This is a genomic window from Sphingomonas sp. Leaf5 (assembly GCF_001421155.1).
Taxonomy (GTDB): Bacteria; Pseudomonadota; Alphaproteobacteria; order Sphingomonadales; family Sphingomonadaceae; genus Sphingomonas.
The window spans coordinates 39,058-59,642 of the sequence record NZ_LMJZ01000020.1; the positions used below are offsets into that span (position 1 = coordinate 39,058).

At 68.0% G+C, this 20,585-nt stretch carries 19 protein-coding genes; 15 read left to right on the plus strand and 4 right to left on the minus strand.

Features of this window, described 5'->3' with window-relative positions; genetic code table 11:
- Positions 1-2: 2 nt before the first annotated feature.
- Positions 3-461 (minus strand): MarR family winged helix-turn-helix transcriptional regulator, encoded by a 459-nt coding sequence (locus ASE50_RS12645; RefSeq protein ID WP_056400965.1) that lies wholly within the window; start codon positions 459-461, stop codon positions 3-5.
- Between the two features lie 103 nt (positions 462-564).
- Here ASE50_RS12645 and gntA point away from each other — a divergent pair, with 103 nt between their 5' ends.
- On the plus strand, positions 565-1,251 hold the full coding sequence (gntA, locus tag ASE50_RS12650) for a guanitoxin biosynthesis heme-dependent pre-guanitoxin N-hydroxylase GntA (RefSeq protein WP_056400966.1): 687 nt from the start codon (positions 565-567) through the stop codon (positions 1,249-1,251).
- Complete coding sequence (locus ASE50_RS12655; RefSeq protein ID WP_056400968.1) at positions 1,248-1,835, plus strand: DUF1989 domain-containing protein; 588 nt, start codon at positions 1,248-1,250, stop codon at positions 1,833-1,835. The genes gntA and ASE50_RS12655 overlap by 4 nt, the downstream gene beginning before the upstream one ends.
- Here ASE50_RS12655 and ASE50_RS12660 read toward each other — a convergent pair.
- Entirely contained in the window at positions 1,832-2,584 is a 753-nt protein-coding gene (locus tag ASE50_RS12660) for a prepilin peptidase (protein ID WP_056400969.1), read from the minus strand. The two genes, ASE50_RS12655 and ASE50_RS12660, sit on opposite strands and share 4 nt — an antisense overlap.
- 94 nt (positions 2,585-2,678) lie before the next feature.
- Between ASE50_RS12660 and ASE50_RS12665 the strand changes: the two genes are divergently transcribed.
- The 12 genes from ASE50_RS12665 to ASE50_RS12720 all read left to right on the plus strand — a co-directional run bounded on the left by ASE50_RS12665 (position 2,679) and on the right by ASE50_RS12720 (position 17,957).
- Positions 2,679-3,863 (plus strand): acetyl-CoA C-acyltransferase, encoded by a 1,185-nt coding sequence (locus ASE50_RS12665; RefSeq protein ID WP_235512329.1) that lies wholly within the window; start codon positions 2,679-2,681, stop codon positions 3,861-3,863.
- A gap of 65 nt (positions 3,864-3,928) precedes the next feature.
- Positions 3,929-6,208: an FdhF/YdeP family oxidoreductase gene (locus tag ASE50_RS12670; protein ID WP_414882188.1), complete on the plus strand. Its 2,280-nt coding sequence runs from the start codon at positions 3,929-3,931 to the stop codon at positions 6,206-6,208.
- On the plus strand, positions 6,205-6,984 hold the full coding sequence (gene fdhD, locus ASE50_RS12675) for a formate dehydrogenase accessory sulfurtransferase FdhD (protein WP_056400976.1): 780 nt from the start codon (positions 6,205-6,207) through the stop codon (positions 6,982-6,984). Before ASE50_RS12670 ends, fdhD begins: the two co-directional genes overlap by 4 nt.
- On the plus strand, positions 6,981-7,520 hold the full coding sequence (locus tag ASE50_RS12680) for a molybdenum cofactor guanylyltransferase (protein WP_056400978.1): 540 nt from the start codon (positions 6,981-6,983) through the stop codon (positions 7,518-7,520). Before fdhD ends, ASE50_RS12680 begins: the two co-directional genes overlap by 4 nt.
- Before the next feature lie 33 nt (positions 7,521-7,553).
- Positions 7,554-8,027, plus strand: a complete 474-nt coding sequence (locus ASE50_RS12685; RefSeq protein WP_056400980.1) for a chemotaxis protein CheW — start codon at positions 7,554-7,556, stop codon at positions 8,025-8,027.
- Positions 8,024-9,280 (plus strand): CheR family methyltransferase, encoded by a 1,257-nt coding sequence (locus ASE50_RS12690; RefSeq protein ID WP_056401409.1) that lies wholly within the window; start codon positions 8,024-8,026, stop codon positions 9,278-9,280. Before ASE50_RS12685 ends, ASE50_RS12690 begins: the two co-directional genes overlap by 4 nt.
- Entirely contained in the window at positions 9,277-9,789 is a 513-nt protein-coding gene (locus tag ASE50_RS12695) for a chemotaxis protein CheW (RefSeq protein WP_056400982.1), read from the plus strand. The genes ASE50_RS12690 and ASE50_RS12695 overlap by 4 nt, the downstream gene beginning before the upstream one ends.
- A gap of 3 nt (positions 9,790-9,792) precedes the next feature.
- A complete protein-coding gene (locus tag ASE50_RS12700) occupies positions 9,793-11,451 on the plus strand; it encodes a methyl-accepting chemotaxis protein (protein ID WP_056400984.1) in 1,659 nt (552 codons plus the stop codon).
- A 3-nt stretch (positions 11,452-11,454) separates the two neighbouring features.
- The gene (locus ASE50_RS12705) at positions 11,455-13,464 is read left to right on the plus strand and encodes a response regulator (protein ID WP_056400988.1); all 2,010 of its coding nucleotides are present in this window, start codon (positions 11,455-11,457) and stop codon (positions 13,462-13,464) included.
- Positions 13,465-13,471: 7 nt separating this feature from the next.
- Entirely contained in the window at positions 13,472-14,512 is a 1,041-nt protein-coding gene (locus ASE50_RS12710) for a chemotaxis protein CheB (protein ID WP_200909543.1), read from the plus strand.
- Positions 14,512-16,155 carry a response regulator gene (locus ASE50_RS12715; RefSeq protein WP_056400991.1) on the plus strand — a complete coding sequence of 548 codons (1,644 nt, stop codon included), beginning with the start codon at positions 14,512-14,514 and terminating at the stop codon, positions 16,153-16,155. The genes ASE50_RS12710 and ASE50_RS12715 overlap by 1 nt, the downstream gene beginning before the upstream one ends.
- On the plus strand, positions 16,155-17,957 hold the full coding sequence (locus ASE50_RS12720) for a response regulator (RefSeq protein WP_056400995.1): 1,803 nt from the start codon (positions 16,155-16,157) through the stop codon (positions 17,955-17,957). Before ASE50_RS12715 ends, ASE50_RS12720 begins: the two co-directional genes overlap by 1 nt.
- On the opposite strand, the gene ASE50_RS12725 is transcribed toward ASE50_RS12720, so the two are convergent.
- Both ASE50_RS12725 and ASE50_RS12730 read right to left on the minus strand, forming a co-directional pair.
- A complete protein-coding gene (locus ASE50_RS12725) occupies positions 17,932-18,657 on the minus strand; it encodes a hypothetical protein (protein ID WP_056400997.1) in 726 nt (241 codons plus the stop codon). The genes ASE50_RS12720 and ASE50_RS12725 overlap by 26 nt on opposite strands.
- A 100-nt stretch (positions 18,658-18,757) precedes the next feature.
- Entirely contained in the window at positions 18,758-19,369 is a 612-nt protein-coding gene (locus ASE50_RS12730) for a L,D-transpeptidase family protein (protein WP_268794934.1), read from the minus strand.
- A gap of 177 nt (positions 19,370-19,546) precedes the next feature.
- Between ASE50_RS12730 and ASE50_RS12735 the strand changes: the two genes are divergently transcribed.
- The gene (locus ASE50_RS12735) at positions 19,547-20,254 is read left to right on the plus strand and encodes a murein L,D-transpeptidase catalytic domain family protein (RefSeq protein ID WP_056401004.1); all 708 of its coding nucleotides are present in this window, start codon (positions 19,547-19,549) and stop codon (positions 20,252-20,254) included.
- Positions 20,255-20,585: the final 331 nt, after the last annotated feature.

Sequence of the window (20,585 nt, forward strand, 5' to 3'; positions counted from 1 at the left end):
CTCTAACAGACGGCGCGCTGTTCCATTGCATCGGCGGCGGCCTGAACCCGCCCCAGCATGTCGCGCAGCACTTCGATTTCCTCGGCGCTGAACGCTGCGAACAGTTCCTGTTCGATCAACAGCGCCTTGGGCGCGACCTGTTCGTACAGCGCGCGGCCCGATGGCGTCAGTTGCAGCAAATGCGACCGCTGATCGCCGGCGTTGGCGCGGCGTTCGACCAGTCCGCGATCGACCAGCGCGATCGCGCCGCGGCTGACCGTCACCTTATCCATGCGGGTCGCGACGCACAGCGATTGCTGGGTAATCCCGTCGCTTTCGGCGATGACCGTCACCAGCCGCCATTCGGGAATGCGCAGCCCGAACAGCGATCGATAGGTCGATGCGATCGCGTCGGACACGCGGTTGGACGCGATGGACAGCCGGTACGGCAGGAAATCGTCGAGAAGCAGTCGTTTATTCACAGGCCCGATTGTTGCCGCCCCGTCGCCGCCCGTCAACAGGCGCGGAACCGGTGTCAGTGGCGAAACGTACTGTCCATCCAATAACCGGGTCGGGACTTCCGCAATGTTCAACTGGAAACACGAGGCGCAGGATCGCCTTCAGGCGATGTTGTTCGACCATGTCGACGACCGCGCCTTTCCCTGTGTCGGGGCCAAATCGGCCATGGCGAAAGGAACGCTGGACGTTCTCGCCTGCTCGCGCATCGACAGCGCGTGGGACGATGTCCGCATCCATGACGCGCTGATGCAACTCGCCGCCAGCTATCGTCGCGACCGGACGATGTATCGCAGCTTCGCCGTCATCTTCGACGGCCCGGACGACCTGACCGAGACCGAGTTCGAACATGCGCTGTGGAAGCGCGTCCAGTCGCTGTCCGACAAGGATGTGTGGCGCGGGCAGGATTATGACACCCGCGTCAGCGCGGACCCCAACAACCCGCATTTCTCGCTGAGCTTCGGTGGCGAGGCGTTTTTCATCGTCGGCCTCCATCCGTGCTCCAGCCGGCCGGCGCGGCGGTTCGACCGGCCGACGCTGGTGTTCAACCTGCACGACCAGTTCGAACGGCTGCGCGCCGAGGGCAAGTACGAGACGATGCGCGAAAAGATTCTCGTGCGCGACGAGGCGCTGGCCGGCAGCCGCAACCCGATGCTGGCACGCCACGGCGCGGCGAGCGAGGCGCGACAATATAGCGGGCGGCAGGTCGACGATCGCTGGTCCTGCCCCTTCCACTATTCGGGGGAAGGCGATTGAACATCGTCATCCCCGAACGCTCCGGCACCGCCTTCCCCCTCCGAAAGGGCGAGACGCTGGTCGTGGTCGATCCGCGCGGGTGTCAGGTCGCCGACTTGCTGGCGTTCAATGCCGAGGATCTCGACGAGGTCATCTCCTCCGGACGCACGCTCGATTATGCGGAGACGATCCGGCTGACGACGGGGCATCGGCTATATTCGAACCGCAGCCGGGTGATGCTGGAGATCGTCGACGACATGGTCGGAATGCACGACTTCCTGTTGACGCCCTGTTCCTACGATACCTTCCATCATTTCTATCCCGACCTGCCGCCACATCGTGGATGTTTCGGCAATCTGGCGGCGGCGCTCGAGCCGTACGGCATCTCGCCCGACCGGATACCGGTGGCGTTCAATTGCTTCATGAACGTACCGGTCGATGCTGCGACGGGGAAATTGAGCGTGCTGCCGCCGATCAGCAAGGCGGGAGATACGATCACGTTTCGCGCAGCGATGGATCTCATCATCGGGTTAACCGCCTGTTCGGCCCCGGCGTCGAACGGCGGCAGTTTCAAGCCGATCGAATACCGGGTCGAGCCAGCCTAGACCGACAGGGTCCAGCACAGGAACGCGGCGGCGGCGAGCAGGGTGCCGAGCGGCAGGCGGTCCGTCGCGGTCGGCCCTCGCCCGGTCGCGACCATCGTCGCGACGGCGAGCAACCCCGCCAGCGACGCGAGCAGGAGCACCAGCGGCAAATCCCGCCAGCCGAGCCACAGTCCGATCGCGCCGAACAGCTTTGGATCGCCGCCGCCAAGGCCGATCCGGCCACGCACCCGCCGGTACAGCGCCGCCACGAGCCAGAGCGATCCGAAGCCGGCAATGCCGCCGATCAACCGCGTGGGCAGGTCGGGCTCGCTCCCGACAACAACACCAGCCAGTGCGACGACAGCCAGCGTTCCCGTCAGCCGATCGGGCAACCAGAAGGCGGCAAGGTCGATCGCGCCGAGCGCCAGCAGCACCCAACCGCAAGCCGCGCCCGCCACGCCTTCCCAACCCGGTGCGACCAGTCCAGCCGTGACGCCGATCGCCAGCCCCAATGCTTCGGTCACGACATGGCCCCGCGCGATCCGCGCGCCACAGCCACGACACTTGCCCCGTAGCAACCCGAAACTGACCAGCGGAACCAGTTCGGTCGCCCCCAACACCCGCCCGCAACCGTCGCACGCGGATCGCCCGACCGCGATCGATCGCCCCTGCGGCCAGCGGATGACGAGCGTCGCGATGAAACTGCCGAACACCGCGCCCAGTACGCCGAGCAGGATCGGCCAGAAGGACGGAGGAAGCGCGGCGACCATGATCCGCCCCTATCGGCAATTACCGGCATTTGCGAGGCGGCGGCCTTCCCCCTAGATATGATAACAAACGAAACCAGAATCCATGGAGAGCCGCATGTCCGATCCCGTCGTCATCCTGTCCTATGCCCGCACGCCGATGGGCAGCTTTCAGGGGTGCCTGACCGGTGCCCGCGCAACCGAACTGGGTGCGGCGGCGGTCGGGGCGGCGGTCGCGCGCGCGGGACTGTCGGGTGAGGCGGTCGAACGCATCTATATGGGCTGCGTCCTGCCCGCTGGCCTTGGACAGGCCCCGGCGCGGCAGGCGGCGCTGGGTGCCGGCCTGCCGCAGCATGTCGAGGCGACGACCGTCAACAAGATGTGCGGATCGGGAATGCAGGCGGTGATGATGGCCGCCGACACCATCGCCGCCGGTTCGGCCGATATCATCGTCGCCGGCGGAATGGAGAGCATGACCAATGCCCCCTATCTGTCGCAACGCCACCGCAGCGGTGCGCGGATCGGACACGACCGGTTGCTCGACCACATGTATATCGACGGGCTGGAAGATGCGTATGAACCCGGCCGGCTGATGGGCAGCTTTGCCGAGGAGACCGCCGCCGCCTATGGCTTCTCCCGCGAGGCGCAGGACGCGTTCGCCATCGCGTCGCTGACCCGGGCACAGGCGGCGCAGACATCGGGCGCGTTCGATCGTGAGATCGTGCCGGTCGACATCGCGGGCCGCAAGGGCACCACGACCGTGCGCACCGATGAACAGCCGACGCGCGGCGACGCCTCGAATATCCCGACGCTCAAGCCCGCCTTCGCCAAAGACGGCACGATCACCGCCGCCAACGCATCGTCGATTTCGGACGGGGCGGCAGCGCTGGTCCTGACGCGGGCATCGGTCGCCGACCGGTTGGGGCTAACCCCGGTCGCGCGGATCGTCGCCCATGCGGGGCACGCCCATGCACCTGCCCGGTTCGCGACCGCCCCGGCCATTGCCATGCGCAAGGCGCTCGATCGGGCCGGCTGGGCGAGCGGTGAGGTCGATCTGTACGAGGTGAACGAAGCGTTCGCCTGTGTAACGATGGCGGCGATGCACGATCTCGACTTGCCGCATGACATCGTCAACGTGCATGGCGGGGCGTGCGCGCTGGGCCATCCGATCGGGGCGAGCGGCGCGCGGGTATTGGCGACGCTGTTGTCGGCGCTGGAAACCCGCGGGTTGCGGCGGGGCATGGCGTCGCTGTGCATCGGCGGCGGCGAAGCCACCGCCCTCGCGGTCGAGATGGTCGATTAAGTACCGGAACTTTCGCGCATTGTGCTGCGTAACATCGGGTCATACGGCGTGGCGAGGGGATGACGGTGGCGGATCGCGAAGATGTGGTGGGCTATGACGGCCCCGCCGGCGGGTGGGGTTCGGTCAAGGGGATGTCGAAAATCCTCGGCAAGGAACGCAATCGCCCCGCCGCGCTCGCCCAGCTCGCCCGCCAGAACAAGACCAAGGGCTTCATGTGCACCTCCTGCGCATGGGGCAAGCCGGCCGAACCGCACCCGTTCGAATTCTGCGAGAATGGTGCCAAGGCGACGCTTTGGGACCTGACCCCCAATCGCTGCACCCCCGAATTCTTCGCCAAGCATTCGGTCAGCGAACTGAAGGGCTGGAAGGATTTCGATCTGGAGCATCAGGGGCGACTAACCCACCCGATGCGGTACGATCACGCAACCGACCATTATGTCGAATGCAGCTGGGACGAAGCGTTTACGGCAATAGGTGCCGAACTGCGCGCGATCGATCCGAAAAAGGCGATCTTCTACGCCTCGGGCCGCGCCAGCCTCGAAACATCCTATCTCTTCGCCTTGTTCGCGCGGCTTTATGGGCACAACAATCTGCCCGACAGCTCGAACATGTGCCACGAGACCACATCGGTCGCGCTGAAGAAGGTGATTGGTGCGCCGGTCGGCACCTCGATCCTCGACGATTTCGAACATTGCGATGCGATGTTCTTCTTCGGGCAGAATACCGGGTCGAACAGCCCGCGCTTCCTGCACCCGCTGCGCGATGCGGTGAAGCGGGGGTGCAAGGTCGTGACGTTCAACCCGGTCAAGGAACCGGGCCTGATCGCGTTCACCGATCCGCAAAATCCGTTCGAAATGGCGACCCGCAGCGAAACCAGGATTTCCTGCCAATATCATCAGGTCCGGCCCGGCGGCGACGTCGCGGTGATGATCGGCCTCGCCAAGCATGTGCTCGCTGCCGAGGACAAGAGTTGGGCGGAGCACCAGGTTCATGTCCTCGACGTCGACTTCATCGAACAGCATACCGCCGGGTTCGCCGAGTTCGACGCGATGGTCCGCGCCACCGACTGGGCGGATATCGAACGCGAAAGTGGACTGAAGCGCGCCGATATCGAGGCAGCGGGTCAGGTCTATGTCGAGGCGGATCGGACGATCGGCATCTACGGCATGGGGCTGACGCAGCAGGTCAACGGGTTCGACAATGTCGTGACCTATGTGAACCTGCTGCTGATGAAGGGGAATATCGGGCGCGTCGGCACCGGCATGTCGCCGGTCCGCGGACATAGCAACGTGCAGGGCCAGCGCACCGTCGGCATTTCGGAAAAGCCCGAGCTGGTGCCGATGGACCGGTTGCGCGAACTGTTTGGTTTCGAGCCGCCGATGGAGCATGGCCACAACACCGTCACCGCGTGCGAGGACATTTTGAAGGGCGAGATCGACGCCTTCGTTTCGCTCGGCGGGAATTTCCTGCGCGCGATCCCCGATCTGGAACGGATCGAAGCGGCGTGGCCCGACATTCGCCTGACCGTGCAGATCGCGACGAAGCTGAACCGGAGCCATTTGATTAACGGCAGGACGGCATACCTTCTGCCCTGTCTGGTACGGACGGAGGTCGACAAGCAGGCGAGCGGCGAACAGATCGTCACGATCGAGGATACGTTCAGCCATATCCACGGTTCGATCGCCACGCATGAGCCGGCGAGCGAACATTTGAAGTCTGAAGTAGCGATCGTCGCGGGCATGGCCAAGGCGACGCTCGATCCCAATCCGAAGGTCGATTGGGATGGCTGGACCGGTGACTATGCGAAGATCCGCGCCTTGATCGAAGCGACCTATCCAGAAGAATTTCACGATTTCGAAGACCGCATGTTCACGCCCGGCGGGTTCTATCGCGGCAATGCCGCGCGCGAACGGGTGTGGAAGACCGACAGCGGCAAGGCCGAGTTCACCATTCCCCGGTCCTTGTCCGGGACGGCGATCGAGGATGCGCCAGGCCGGTTACGGCTCGTGACGCTCCGTTCGAACGATCAGTTCAATACAACGATTTACGGCTATGACGATCGCTTCCGTGGAATTTCGGGGACGCGCGACGTGTTGATGATGAACCCGGCCGAAATCGCGAGAGCGGGTCTGCACAAGGGACAGATCGTGACGCTGGTCGGCGATGCCGAGGACGGCGTCGACCGCCGGGTCGCGGGGCTGAAGGTCGTGCCGTTCGACCTGCCCGACGGGTGCGTCGCGGGGTACTATCCCGAACTCAACCCGCTGATCCCGATCGGCTGGCACGATTACGCATCGAAGACGCCCGCCGCGAAAGCGGTGCCGGTCCGTATCGTCGCCGGATGAACGCCGATGGAATAATTATTCGACGGTTCGACCGGGTGGCACCGGCGGGGGACCGGTCCGAGTATGACCGCGCCGTAGCCGTCGAGGCGCCGGTGGCGATCGAGGTGAACGGTCTGGGCTATGCGGTGCTGATGGCGACACCGAACGATCTGGGCGATCTCGCGCACGGCTTCGTGCTGGCCGAACGACTGGCCGATCAGGCGGACGAAGTTGTCGAGGTGAGTGCGCATGCCACTGATGCCGGCACGCTGCTGCGCGTGACGTTGATACCCGAACGGCACGGGAGGATCGCCGACCGGGTCCGGCACCGTGTTTCGGAATCATCGTGCGGTCTGTGCGGCATCGAGAACCTGGAGCAGGCATTGCGCCCGCTGCCGACCGTGACGGTACGATCGACGGCCAATGACGCCGCCCTGTTCGCCGCCGCCGCTGCGCTTCGCGATCATCAACCGCTGGCACGGGCGACCGGCGCGACCCACGCCGCCGCGCTATGCGCAACCGATGGCAGCATCCGGCTGGTCCGCGAGGATGTCGGGCGGCATAATGCCTTCGACAAGCTGATCGGTGCGATGCGGCGGGGCGGGTTCGACTGGGATGGCGGCTTCGCCCTGCTGTCGTCGCGCTGCTCGTTCGAACTGGTCGAGAAAGCGGTGCTGGCGGGATGCCCGATGCTGGCGACGCTGTCCGCCGCGACGACGCTGGCGATGGACCGGGCTGCTGCGGCAGGACTGGCGCTGCGGACGCTGGTGCGGTCCGATGCGATGCTCGCGTCATGACGCGGATTTTGGGCGCGATCATCGCCGGTGGCCGATCGAGCCGCTTCGGCAGCGACAAGGCGCTGGCTGCGATCGACGGCCGTGCGCTAATCGACCACGTCGCCGACGCGGTCGAACCGCAGGTCGATGCGCTGATCGTCGTCGGCCGCACTCATGAAGGGCTGGAGGCGGTGCCCGATCGCCCCGCCCCCGACCTTGGGCCGCTCGGCGGGATCGCGGCGGCGCTGCACCATGCCTGTGCCGAAGGGTTCACGCATGTACTGACGGTGCCGTGCGATACGCCGTTCGTGCCGGGCGACCTGCGCGCGCAATTGTCGGCAGCGGGTCCTGCCGCCTATCTGCCCGACCTGCCGGTCGTCGGGCTGTGGCCGGTCGATGCGAACACGACGCTGCAGGCGGTGCTGCGCGGTCCGGGATCGCGATCGGTGCGGGCCTTTGCCGACTGGATCGGCGCGGAGCCGGTGACGGTCGAGGGCCACATCGCCAACGTCAATACCCAGGCCGATCTCGCACGGCTCAGCGCGCAACGCGACTGACAGCGGGACACGCCCGCGATATAGCCTGCCACGATGACCGCATCGTTCCTGATCCTGCGTATCGGCGACACCCGCCTCGCGCTGCCGATGACGGCGGTGCGCGAGGTGCTGCCGATGCTGCCGATCGATGCGCCGCCGGGGTTGCCCGTGCCGGTGCTGGGCTTCGTGCTGTTGCAGGGCGCGCCGGTGCCGGTGCTGGCACCGCTGATGCTGCTCGACCCCATGGCGAGCGTCGAGACGATCGGGCTGTTCTCGCATCTGGTGCGGTTGCGGGGCGATGGCCCCTGCCTGCTGATCGACCGGGCGGAGGACGTCGTGCGCGGTGACGTCGCGCCGGTCGATCCGGAAAAGAGTCTGAATGCGGCGATCGTCGGCGAACTGCCGGTCGGCGACGACGTTGCCCATGTCATCGCGGCCGATCGCCTGCTGCTCGACAGCGAACGCGCGGCGTTGGCGGCGCTGACCGTCGCCGCCGCCGCGCGTGCCGACGAGTGGCGCGCCGCATGATCCGCGACGAAGCCTTTGCCGAGGTCAAGGCACTGGTGATCGCGCGTACCGGCCATCATTATTACATCGACAAGGACGCGCAGCTCGCCGAGCGTATCGCCCATCGCATGGCCGAGACAGGCGATACGACCTTGGCGGCATATCTCGAGCGGCTGCGCGATCGCGACCATGCCGAATGGCCGCTGCTCGAAAGCGCGGTGACGATCAACGAAACCTTTTTCTTCCGCTTCGCCGAGCAGTTCGATGCGCTGCGCACCGTCATCCTGCCGCGGCTGATCGCGCGGAACGCGGCGGAGAAGCGGTTGCGCATCTGGAGCGTCGGCTGTTCGACCGGGGCGGAGGCGCATTCGATCGCGATCCTGTTGAGCGACCTGCTGGGTAAGGCGATCGACGAGTGGCGGATCGCGCTGACCGGGACCGATATCGACGATGCGGCACTGACGGCGGCGCGGAAGGCGGACTATTCCTCATGGGCGCTCCGGACGATGGACGACGCGGAACGGGTGCGGCTGTTCGACCGGACCGGCGAGCGATACCGGCTGAAGGAGCGGTATCGCGCGACCGCGCGGTTCGAACGGCATAACCTGTTGTCGCTGATCGACGGCACAGCGGCGCTCGGCTTTACCGAGTACGACCTGATCCTGTGTCGTAACGTCCTGATCTATTTCGCGCAGGACCATGCGACGGCGATCGTCGGCGCGCTGGTCGAGCGGCTGGCGCAGGACGGGTTGCTGCTGCTGGGCCATGCCGAGCCCAATCCGGGGTTCGATGCGGTGGCCGATACGGTGCAGGTGGCGGGTATCCTCGCCTATCGCCCGCGCGGGTCGGTCGTGCGGACGGCTTCGGTTTCTGCTCCGCCGCCGGTGATGCAGCGCCCCCCTACCCTTGCGCCAGTGCAACCCCGCGCGAGCCGCAAGCCGGTGGCGGCACCGCCGCCGGTCGTCGAACGGATGCCGGATGCGGTCGCGCGCTATTTTGCGGCGCTCGACGCGCTGGCAGGCGGCGACCGGGATTTGGCGGAGCGGGCGTTTCGCGATGCGCTGTATATCGATGGATCGTTCGCGATGGCGCATTACCAGTTCGGCCATTACCTGCTGGCGCAGGGCCGGCAGCCCGACGGTAAACGCAGCCTGACCAATGCGTTGCGCGTCGCCGCCGCGCTCGATCCCGCGACCGAGCTGACCGGTGGCGACGGCATGACGGCGGGGGCGATGACCGCGGCGATCCGGCATATCATGGGGAGCGCCCGATGAGCGCGCCGCCGATCGTCGCCGACGGGCTGGACGCCGATGCCATTGCCGCCGTGCTGCGGATGCGGCAGCGGGCGGTCGCGGGGGAGCGGATCGCAAGCGGTTGGCCGACCGAGACGCTGCTGACGTTCGCGCTGGGCGGGGTCGCGCACGGGCTGCCGATCGAGCAGGTGCGGGCGGTGGCGATGGTGCCAAAGGTTACACGTGTGCCGCATGCTCCGGGGGCGCTGGCCGGGGTGGTCGCATGGCGTGGCGCGGTGGTGAACCTGTTCCATCCAGCATCGCTTTTGGCGCGCGAAGTTGGCACGGCCACCGCGATGATCGTGCTGCGCCACGATGCGCCGCGGATCGCACTGGCGGTCGATGCCCTGCTGGGCGTGGTCGACATGCCGCAGGGCGACGCCGTGCCAACATTGTCGCGTCTGGTCGAAGGGGATGGCCAGCGCCTGACCCGCGTCGACCCGGCGCTGCTGATCGAATTACTACTCCCCGCCCGTCTTCAGGAAGGATAAGGTTTGTCCGTCTCCACCCGGATCGCCGCCGGCTTTGCCGCCCTCACCGCGATCCTGCTCGCCCTCGGCCTCTATGCACTGGCGCAGATCGGCGAGGTCCGATCGACCGTCGACCTGATCGTCGAACGCGACCTTTCGTCGATGGAGGCGCTGAACCGCATCGACCATGCCCTGTCGCGCAAGGTCGAGCAGCGAGCGGCACTGGTGCGCGGTTTCCTGACGGGCAACAGCGCCGCCACCCGCGAAGGCATTGCCGGCTGGCGGGCGGCGATCGACGATGCCGCACGCGGCATGGCGGAACAGGAACGCGCCGCCGAGACGTATCGCGCGAATGCGGTCACCGGCCTCCGGTCCGAACAATGGACGCGCATGGCCCGACAGCTGGGCGAGGCCGATCGTGCGCTGGCCCGGACCCGCACCGATGTCGAGACGCAGCTGGCGGCGATCCAGGCCGGCGACCGTACCGCCGTGCTGGCGGCGGATGACGATATCGTGCGCGACCATGCCGCTACCGTCGCCCGTGTCGGGCAGGCGCGCGAAACGCTGAACGCCGCGATCGAGAAGGGCCGCGATGCGACCCGCGACGTGTACAATGCCAGCCGCGTGTCGATCATCATCGGCCTGATCGTCGCGGTGCTGGTCAGCATCGCGGTCGCGATCACCATCCGCCGGTCGATCGTCCGCCCCCTCGACGAGTTCATGCAGTTCGTCGGGCGGATCGGCGGCGGCGACCTGTCGACCACCACCGATGCGACCGGCAAGGACGAGCTGGGCCAGCTGGGCCGGACGCTGAACGAGATGGTCGCGGGACTGCGCACCATCGCGTCGCAGAACCGCGCCGCGACCAACAACCTGAACGCCGCGACCACCGAGATCCGTGCATCGACGCAGGAACAGGCCGCGTCGGTCGAGGAACAGCTGGCCGCCGTTCAGGAAACCGCCGCGACCGTCGACGAGATCACCCATAGCGGCGCGCAGATCAGCCGCCGCGCACAGGAAGTGATCGCGCAGGCGCAGGCGACCGCGCAGATCAGCGATTCGGGCCTTAGCGCGGTCGGCGATACCGCGCAGGCGATGGACGCGATCCGCGAACAGGCCGAAGCGGTCGCGACCAACATCGTCGCGCTGTCGGAGAAGACGCAGGCGATCGGCGACATCATCGCCACGGTCAACGACGTATCCGAACGGTCGCACCTGCTGGCGCTGAACGCGTCGATCGAGGCGGCGGCGGCAGGCGAACAGGGGCGCAGTTTCGCGATCGTCGCTGCCGAGATGAAGCTGCTGGCCGATCAGGCGAAGGGCGCGACGCGCAACGTCCGATCGATCCTGGGCGATATCCAGCGCGGCATCAATTCGTCGGTGATGCTGACCGAGGAAGCGGTGAAGCGCGTCGCGTCGGGCAAGGAACGCACCGATGCCGGCCATGCCGCGATCGAGGAACTGGCGGCGCGGGTGCAGGAAAATGTCCAGACGTTCCAGCAGATCGTCGCGTCGACCAACCAGCAGCAGATCGGCATCGAACAGGTGACGATCGCGCTGCAGAACATCCGCGAGGCGTCGCAGCAGACCGCATCGTCGACCCGGCAGCTGGATCAGGCGGCAGGCGATCTGGGCGAATTGTCGCGCACGCTGGTCGGGCTGACCGAACGCTATCGGCTGTAGGCCATGGACGAATTGCAGGCCGAATTGATGGCGGCGTTCGCGTCGGAGCTGGCCGAGCATCTGGCCGGCATCCGCGCGGCGCTGGCCGATGCCGATGCCGGACGGCCGGTCGACCTGCGCGAGTTCAGCCGGCGGGCACACAGTCTGAAAGGTGCGGCGCGCGCAGTCGAACTGCCCGCGACCGAAGCGGCGGCACATGAGGCCGAGGCGCTGTTGCTGGCGATCGAGCGCGGCGACCGCGCCATGGACGACGCCGCCATCGCCGACCTGCGGATGCTGACCGACGCGATCGAGGACGGCGCCGCCCCGCCCGCCACCGGCACCGACATCGTGCGCGACCACGAACCCGAGCGGCGCGTCGCGATTGCCGGCCACCGCGTCGAACGGCTCGGCCGATCGCTGCACGTCATGGCGACGCAGGTCGCCGAACAGGGGCAGGTCGCCGAACGGCTGAATGCGCTGTCCGAGGATCTGGCGGCCTTGCTGCCGTTGCTCGGCGACAGCGGCGATGGCGAAGCCGCCCGGCGATTGCGGCAGGCGACCGGCGAACTCGACCGTATCCGCCGCCTGCACGGCCGGCTGCGCGACGCGCTCGACAGGTCGAGCGCCGAGCTGGAGCGCGATGGCGAACGGATGTTGCTGCAACCGGTCGCAACGCTGTTCGACGGGCACGAGCGTGCGGTGCGCGACCTTGCCGCCGCCGAGGGCAAGATCGCCCGGTTGCAGGTCGCCGATATCGGTGGAGAGGCCGATCGTCGCGTGCTGAACGCGCTGCGCGATCCGTTGCTGCACCTGCTGCGCAACGCCGTGCGCCACGGGATCGAGACGCCGGCGGTCCGACGGCGCGCAGGCAAGGAGGATGCCGGCACCATCGCCGTCGATGCGCGGATCGATCGCGGACGGTTGACGATCACGGTGCGCGACGATGGTGCGGGGCTGGACGACAAGGTCATCGCTGCGCGGGCGCGTGCCGCCGGGCTGATCGCCGCCGACGCAGCGCCGCCGCGTGGGGCCGCGCTGCATGCGTTGCTGTTTGAACAGGGATTTTCGACCGCCGAACGGCTGGACGAAGTGGCCGGGCGCGGCATCGGCCTGTCGGTGGTCGCCGAGGTCGCCCGACGGCTGCACGGATCGGCGACGATCGCGCGCGGCACCGGTGGGGGGACGGTAGTGTCGATTGCGGTGCCGGTCGCGCTGACCCGGCGGACGCTGTTGCTGGTCGAGGTCGGCGACATGCGCCTCGCGCTGCCCGCCGATGCGGTGAAGCAGGTGCGGCGGATCGACCCGATCGACCTGTCGCCGAGCGGCGGCGACACGATGCTGACGATCGACGGCACGGCCATCCCGGTGAGCCGGCTGGGCGATGTGCTGGGCGTGGCGCATGGTGCCCCGGCCGGGACGCTGCCCGCCGTCCTGATCGCCGCCGACGGAGTCCGCAGGATGGTGGTCGTCGATGGCCTGAGCGACGTCCGGGCGCTGATGATCGGCGATGTCGCGGCGATCGCCGCCGATGTGCCGCTGGTGCTGGGCACGATCCTGTTGAACGGAGAGATCGTGCTGGTGCTGGACCCGGCACAACTAGTGCGCGACCGACCGGGCACCGCCGCCCTGCCGATCGCCGCCGACGCCGCGCCCGAACCGCACGGCAAGACCATTCTGGTCGTCGATGATTCGATCACCACCCGCACGCTGGAGCGCAGCATCCTGGAGGCGCAGGGCTATCGCGTGCTGATCGAGGTCGATGGCCTTGCCGGGCTGGAGCGGTTGCGATCGGGCCTCGACGCCATCGATCTGGTCGTCGCCGATGTCGAAATGCCGCGGATGGACGGATTCACCTTGCTGGCGGCGATACGGAACGATCCGGCACTGAAAACTTTACCCGTCGTCATGATGACTTCGCGCAACAGCCCCGACGATATCGAACGCGGCCTCAGCCTCGGCGCGGATGCCTATGTCACCAAACAGGATTTCGATCAGGGCAAGTTGATCGGCGTCGTGCAGCAGCTGATCTGACGCGCCGATGCCCGACCGCACCACCCCGGCCCGCGTGATGATCGTCGAGGATTCGATCGTCGTCCGCACGCTGTTGACCCATATCATCAACGACGACCCGCGTCTGACGGTGGCCGGCGCGTTCGCGACCGCCGAGGACGCGATCGCCGCGTTGCCGGTGGTGCGGCCCGACGTCATCTCGATGGATATCCGCCTGCCCGGCATCGACGGGCTGGAGGCGACGCGGCGGATCATGGCCGACCGGCCGACCCCGATCGTCGTCATTTCCGCCAGCATGGACGGCGGCGCGATGGGCAACAGCATGGATGCGCTGCGCGCAGGGGCGTTGTCGGTCGTCGAAAAGCCGGTCGGGCTGGGCGACGCCGCCTATTCGCGGGTCGCGCGCGAAATCCGCACGCAGCTGTCGATCATGAGCGAGGTCGCCGTCGTCCGGCGGCGGATGGGGACTGCGCCGGTCCTGCCCTTGCCGGCGACGCGCCAACGCGCGCCCACCATGCTGCTGGTCGCGGCATCGACCGGCGGCCCCCCTGCCCTTGCCAGATTGTTCGGGGCGTTGCCCGCCGACCTGCCGCTGCCGGTCCTATTGGTGCAGCATATGGGGGCGAGTTTCATGACCGGGTTCGCGAGCTGGCTCGACAGCGTGGTGCCGCAGCGGGTCGAGGTGGCCGGCCATGGCGACATGCCGCGCCCCGGCATGATCCATGTCGCGCCGGGCGACGCGCATCTGACGATCGGCAAGGGCGGCACGATGCTGGTCGGGCGAGAGGCACCGGTCAACGGCCAGCGCCCGTCCGCCACCCGCCTGATCGAAAGCGGGGCGACCGCGCTCGACGGTGCGGCGATGGCGGTGGTGCTGACAGGGATGGGCGAGGATGGCGCACCGGGCGTGCAGGCGCTGCTCGCGGCGGGAGGGCTGGCGGTGGCGGAGGATGCGAGCAGTTCGGTCGTCTATGGCATGCCCGCCGCCGCGCAACGCATGGGGGCGCTGTCGCTGCCGCTCGACCTGATCGCGCCACATATCCGGCGCGTGCTGGACCGGACGCGGTGATGGACGGCGCATCGATCCTGCTGGTCGAGGATTCGGAGACGCAGGCGCTGCAATTGCGGCGGATGTTCGAGCGTGCCGGGCTGCGGGTGCAGCGGACCCGCGATGCAGAGACGGCGCTGGCGACGCTGAACGATGCCCGGCCGGACCTGCTGGTGGTCGATTACCGGTTGCCGGGCATGAACGGCGACGAACTGGTGCGGATCGTGCGCCAGACGGGGGCGACGCGGACGTTGCCGGTGCTGATGCTGACCGGCGACGATGCGTCGGAGGTGGAGCGACAGGGCCTCGACAGCGGGGCGAACGCCTATGTGCCCAAGCGCGGCGGCGGCGAACTGATCGTATCGCGGATCCGCGCGCTGCTGCGCCAGACGCGGGGGCGCCCGGTGGAAGACGGACCGGCTCCGGCGCTGCGCCAGGCGCGGTTGTTCCTGCTCGATCCCGTCGATGCAAACCGCGATCCGCTGGTCGAACGGCTGTCGGCCGAAGGGTATCAGGTCGAACGCTGTGCCGATCCGGCGGTGGCGCTGGCGGCGATCGAGGCGGACAGCGCCGACGGCATCCTCGTGATCGAGCGCGAGCGGAGTTTCGCACTGTCGGCCCGGATCGACGCGTGCCGGGTGGCGCGGGCGAGCGGCATCGCGCTGGTCGCGCTGACCGACGATGCCGAACCGGCGACGATGCTGGCGGGCCTTGCCGCCGGAGTCGACGACGTCGTGTCGCGGCGGAGCGACGGCGACATGCTGCTGGTGCGGATCCGCGCGATCGTCCGGCGCAAGCTGGCCCGCGACGAGGAAGCCGCCGGCATCGCCCGCGAACGGGCGCAGGCGATCGCACTGGCGCAGGCGCGGGCCGAGGCCGATTCGGCCGACCGGCTGGCGCGCGCCAACGCCGAACTGGCCGGGGCCAACGCCCTGCTGCGCGAGACGCAGGCGCAGCTGGTGCAGTCGGCGAAGATGGCGTCGCTGGGCGAACTGGTGGCCGGCATCGCGCATGAGATCAACAATCCGCTGGCGTTCATCCTCGCGCATCAGTCGACCGTGGAACGGGCGGTGGCGGGCGCGCGCGATGCCGACGACGCCACGCGCGCGACGCTGCTGACCAAGGCGTCGGACCGGCTGACCTCGATCCGGTCGGGGCTGACGCGTATTCAGGAGCTGGTGGTGAAGCTGCGCCGCTTCTCGCGGCTCGACGATGGCGAGGTGTCGCAGATCGACATTCCCGATGCGATCGACGCGGTGCTGACGCTGCTCGCGCCGCGGCTGGGCACGGTGCGGGTCGTGCGCGACTATGGGGCGGCGCGGATGCTCGAATGTTCGGGGGCGCTGGTCAATCAGGTGGTGATGAACATCGTCGCCAACGCCGCCGACGCGGTCGATCCGGTGACCGGCGAAATCATGGTCGCGACCGGATCGGCCGACGGCACCTACACCATCCGCATCGACGATAACGGCCCCGGCATCCCCGACGACCGGCGCGAGCGGGTGTTCGAACCGTTCTTCACCACCAAGGACGTCGGCTCCGGCACCGGGCTGGGCCTCGCCATCGCCTATGGCGTGGTACGGTCGCATGGTGGCACGATCGAGATCGGCCGTGCGGCACGGGGTGGCGCATCGTTCGCGATCAGGATACCGGAACAGGCGTAATGAAAACCACCGGTGCCCTGCCCCTGTTGCTGCTGGTCGATGACGAGCGCGAGATCCTCGTCGCGCTGACCGACCTGCTGGAAGATCGGTATCGCATCGTGTCGACCACCTCCCCGGTCGAGGCGCTGGCGCTGATCGCCGAACAGGGCGACATCGCGGTGATCGTGTCGGACCAGCGGATGCCCGAGCTGACCGGCAGCCAGTTCCTGGCGCGCGCGCGGGCGGTGACCGATGCGGAGGCGATCCTGCTGACCGGCTATGCCGATCTGTCGGCGGTCGTCGCGGCGCTGAACGATGGCGCGATCAGCGGCTATGCCAACAAGCCATGGGATGCCGAGGCGCTGACGGCGATGGTCGCCGCCGCCGCCGAACGCCACGCGCTGCGCCGCGCGCTGGCGTTCGAACGCGCGGCGTTTCGCGGGCTGGCCGACGGGTCGGGCGATGCGGTCGCGATCATCGACGCCGAGGGGCGGATCGTGCGCGGCAAGGATGCCGCGGTCGTTGCCGACCCGCGCGATCTGGCGACGCTGGCGCAGGACAGGGTCGATGACGAGGATCGCCAGCACCCGCTGCCCGGCGGCGACCGGTGGACGCATATCCGCCGCATCCCGTTCCAGGCGGGCAACGACCGCTATCTGCTGCGGATCGAACGCGACGATACCGAACGGCGGCTGGCGGAGCGGCGGCATCATCAGTCGGAAAAGCTGGAGGCGCTCGGCACCCTGTCGGGCGGGATCGCGCACGACTTCAACAATCTGCTGGCGGCGATCATCGGCAATCTGGAACTGGCGCAGCGGCGGATCGACGATCGCGACCGGCTGAAACGCTATCTTGCCGCCGCCGGCGAAGCCGCCGGACGCGGCAGCGCAATCACCCGCCGCCTGCTGAGCTTCAGCCGGCAGCGCGATCTGGCCGCCGAAGTCTTCCGCCCCGACGAAGCGATTCAGTCGATCGAGGAGCTGATCCTGCGGACCACCGCCGGCCGCATCCGCGTGACCTACGACTTCGCGCAGGAACCATGGTCGGTGCGCACCGATCCGGGTCAGTTCGAGCTGGCGATCCTGAACCTTGCCATCAATGCGCGCGATGCGATGGGCGGCGGCGGCACGGTCCGCATCGCCAGTACGCATATCGCCGATCCCGCCGGGCTGGTGCCGGACCTGCAGGGACCGTTTGTCCGCATCTCGGTCGGCGATACGGGCAGCGGCATGGACGACGCGGTGCGCGCGCGGGTGTTCGAACCGTTCTTCACGACCAAGGCGCAGGGGGCCGGCACCGGGCTGGGCCTGCCGATGGTGCGGGCGATGGCGCGCGCGGCGGGCGGCGACGTCACGATCGACAGTGTCGTCGGTCAGGGGACGACGATCCATCTATGGCTGCCCCGCGCCCAGACCGATGCGGTGGCCGCCGCCCGCCCCGACCGGCACGACGCCGTTCCGCGCCGGCTGTTGCTGGTCGAGGACGATCCCGAAGTGCGCGCGGTCGTCGCCGCACAGCTGGAAGCGGTCGGGCACAGCGTCACGGTGCAGGGATCGGCGCGCGCCGCGGTCGATGCGCTGGAGTCAGGCGCACGGTTCGATCTGGTGCTGACCGATTACGCCATGCCCGACCTGTCGGGGATCGACGTCGCCAACCGGGTGCAGTCCTGCTGCCCCAAAACGCCCGTGCTGCTGATCACCGGCTTCGCCGAGATCGGCGATACCCCGGTCGGGGTACCGGTGCTGACCAAGCCGTTCACCGGCGATCAGCTGCACGCGGCGATCGCGGCGGTGCTGGCTACCGCGGACAGCGCACGCGACTGAACGGCTGGCCGCCGGTATCGATGGTCAACCGGTTGCCGGCGACGGTCAGCGTCTGCGTCGCGGTCCAGCGTTCGCCCTCGCCATCATACTCGGCACGGATGCGGATGCGACCGGTGCCGAGCGGTTCGACCCGCGTCACCCGGCCGGCGCTTTCGTGGAACAAGATTTCGTGCGGCGTGACCCGGACCCCCTCGATCGAGGCGGCGGGATTGGCGCAGGCGGCGGCGTCGGTGTTCCAGTTGCCGGTAAAGGTGGCGGGGATCGTCGCTGCCGGTTCACCGGGCGGCGGCGCGGGCGTGCCGGTGAAGGCACAACCGCGCACGGTCCGGCCAGCAAGCGTCAGCGTACCGCGATAGTCGCGCGGCGCGCCCGACATATCGTCTTCGCAAGCGGCGCGCGTCGCGGTGACGACGACGGTGCCGCCTTCGTCGCGCGCGGTCCAGCTTCGGCGGTCGGCGGTGATGTCGCGATCGGTGATCGGCAAGCGCCGTTCGGCCATGTCGACGCCGCTGAGGATGATCGTGTCGCCCGCGACCCGCGCGGAATAGAAGGGTTCGTTGGTCGCCACGGTGATCCGGTCGGGTACGGTCGAGGTGACCGGCGGCGCGACGATCGTCGCGGTCGGGCGGGGCGTGGGCGTTGCCGCCGGTGCGGGATCGCCACGGTCGTTGCAGCCGGCCAGCGCCAGCGCGATCAGCACGGCCGTGATGGCGGTTCCCCGCAGGGGTAAAGTCGGCACGGGGTTCGGCGCACGGCTGTCTAGGACTTTTCGGGCCGATCCGGGGCGACAGCGATTTCGCCTATCGCGGCTCGCCACGACGGCCTCCGCTGCTCACCCGGTCGTCGCGGCCGGCGAGCATCGCCACCTCCGCCTCCAGCCGTGGCACCGGATCGGCAGGGCGATAGGCGGGAAAGGCGATGACGTCGTTCACCACCGCCACCTGCCCGCCGAGTGCCGTCGCGGCGAACAGCGCGCGGGCAAAGGCGGTCGGGATACGGATGCAGCCATGCGATGCGGGGAAGCCCGGAAGATTGCCGGCGTGCATCGCCACCCCGTCCCACGTCAGCCGCTGCATGAACGGCATCGGCGCGTTATTATACAGGTTGGAGCGGTGAAAGGCTCGTTTTTGCAGGATGGCATATTCGCCGATCGGCGTGGTCTTGCCCGGCTTGCCGGTCGACACCGTCGTCGCCCCGATCAACACGTCGCCGCGATAGACGAACGCCATCTGCATCGGCACGCTGACGACGATGCTGACCGGTCCCGGCAGGGTCGGGTCATCGGCCCAGCGATGCGCGCCCGGCCGCATGGTCAGCGCCGCCCGCTCGACCGCCAGCGCGTCCGATCGCTGCGCCATCGCCGGCAGCGGCAACAGCGCCAGCACGAGTCCAAGGCGGAGGGCGACGATCACGCAGCGAATATCGCCCAGCCGCCCACCGAACGCAAATTCGAATGGTATCGACTGCAACGGAGTCGACCGCCCGTGGCATCGCCGCGACCAGTGACGCAACCCATTACCCGGCGTTAATTGAATGGAACCGGTTCGTACCGTATCTGGGGAAGCCACAACGGTTTGACGAGGATTTGGATGCAAGACGAAGCGGTTCGATCGCGGCGGGCAGTGCTGAAGGCAGCAGGGGGCCTTGCGGGGCTGGTGCTGGCACAGGGCTGTACCAGGAACGCGATCGTGCCCGTCGCGCAGAATCTGCCGGTCGGGCCGATGCCGCAGCGACTGGCATCGGCGGCGGTTCCTGCCGCGCCGGTCCAGAAGATGCTGGCGCCGCCGACGGTGAATCCCGGCTTGTTCGAACGCGCCCATGCCGCGCTGCAACGCCATGGCGGCACGGTCCGCAAGACCGACCGGATCGCCATCGCCGACTTCGCGGTCGACTCCGCGCATCCGCGCTTCCAGTTCATCGACATGTACAGCGGCGTCGTGTCGGCAATGCGCGTCTCGCACGGCAGCGGATCGGACCCGCGCCATCGCGGGATGCTCGACCGGTTCAGCAACGTGCCCGATTCGAACGCCACGTCGGAAGGCGCGTTCGTCACCGAGAATTATTATATCGGCAAGCATGGCCGGTCGCAGCGGCTGGTCGGGCTGGACCATACCAACGACAATGCATTGATGCGCGCGATCGTCATTCACGGCGCATGGTATGCCAATCCGGAAATGATCGCACAGCACGGCAAGCTGGGCCGCAGCCAGGGCTGTTTCGCCGTCGCCGAAGGCGATCTGGCGCGGGTGTTCGACCTGATCGGCGAAGGCCGGATGATCTACGCCGCCAAGGTCTAGGGCGGATCGACGGTTACCGGCTGACATGGTGTCTGCGGTACCGACCGTCGCCATTGTTACGCCCGGCCGGAGTGGGACCGGAGCGAACGTCGCCCGCTGAACCACAAATCCGTCGTACGCTCGGCGGAGGCGGTATCTCGGCGAAAGTCCTGCCCCCCCCCAGCCGTACCCCCGCGCAGGCGGGGGGCCAGGGTTCCAAGCGCAAGCCGTTGTTCTGCTTGGCTCTGGACCCCCGCCTGCGCGGGGGTACGGCCAGTTTCCGCCGATGATTGCGGCTTTCGCAGAGGTCTCACGGATGCCGGGGCCCAGTTGGCAGGTCCTTCGGCAAGGT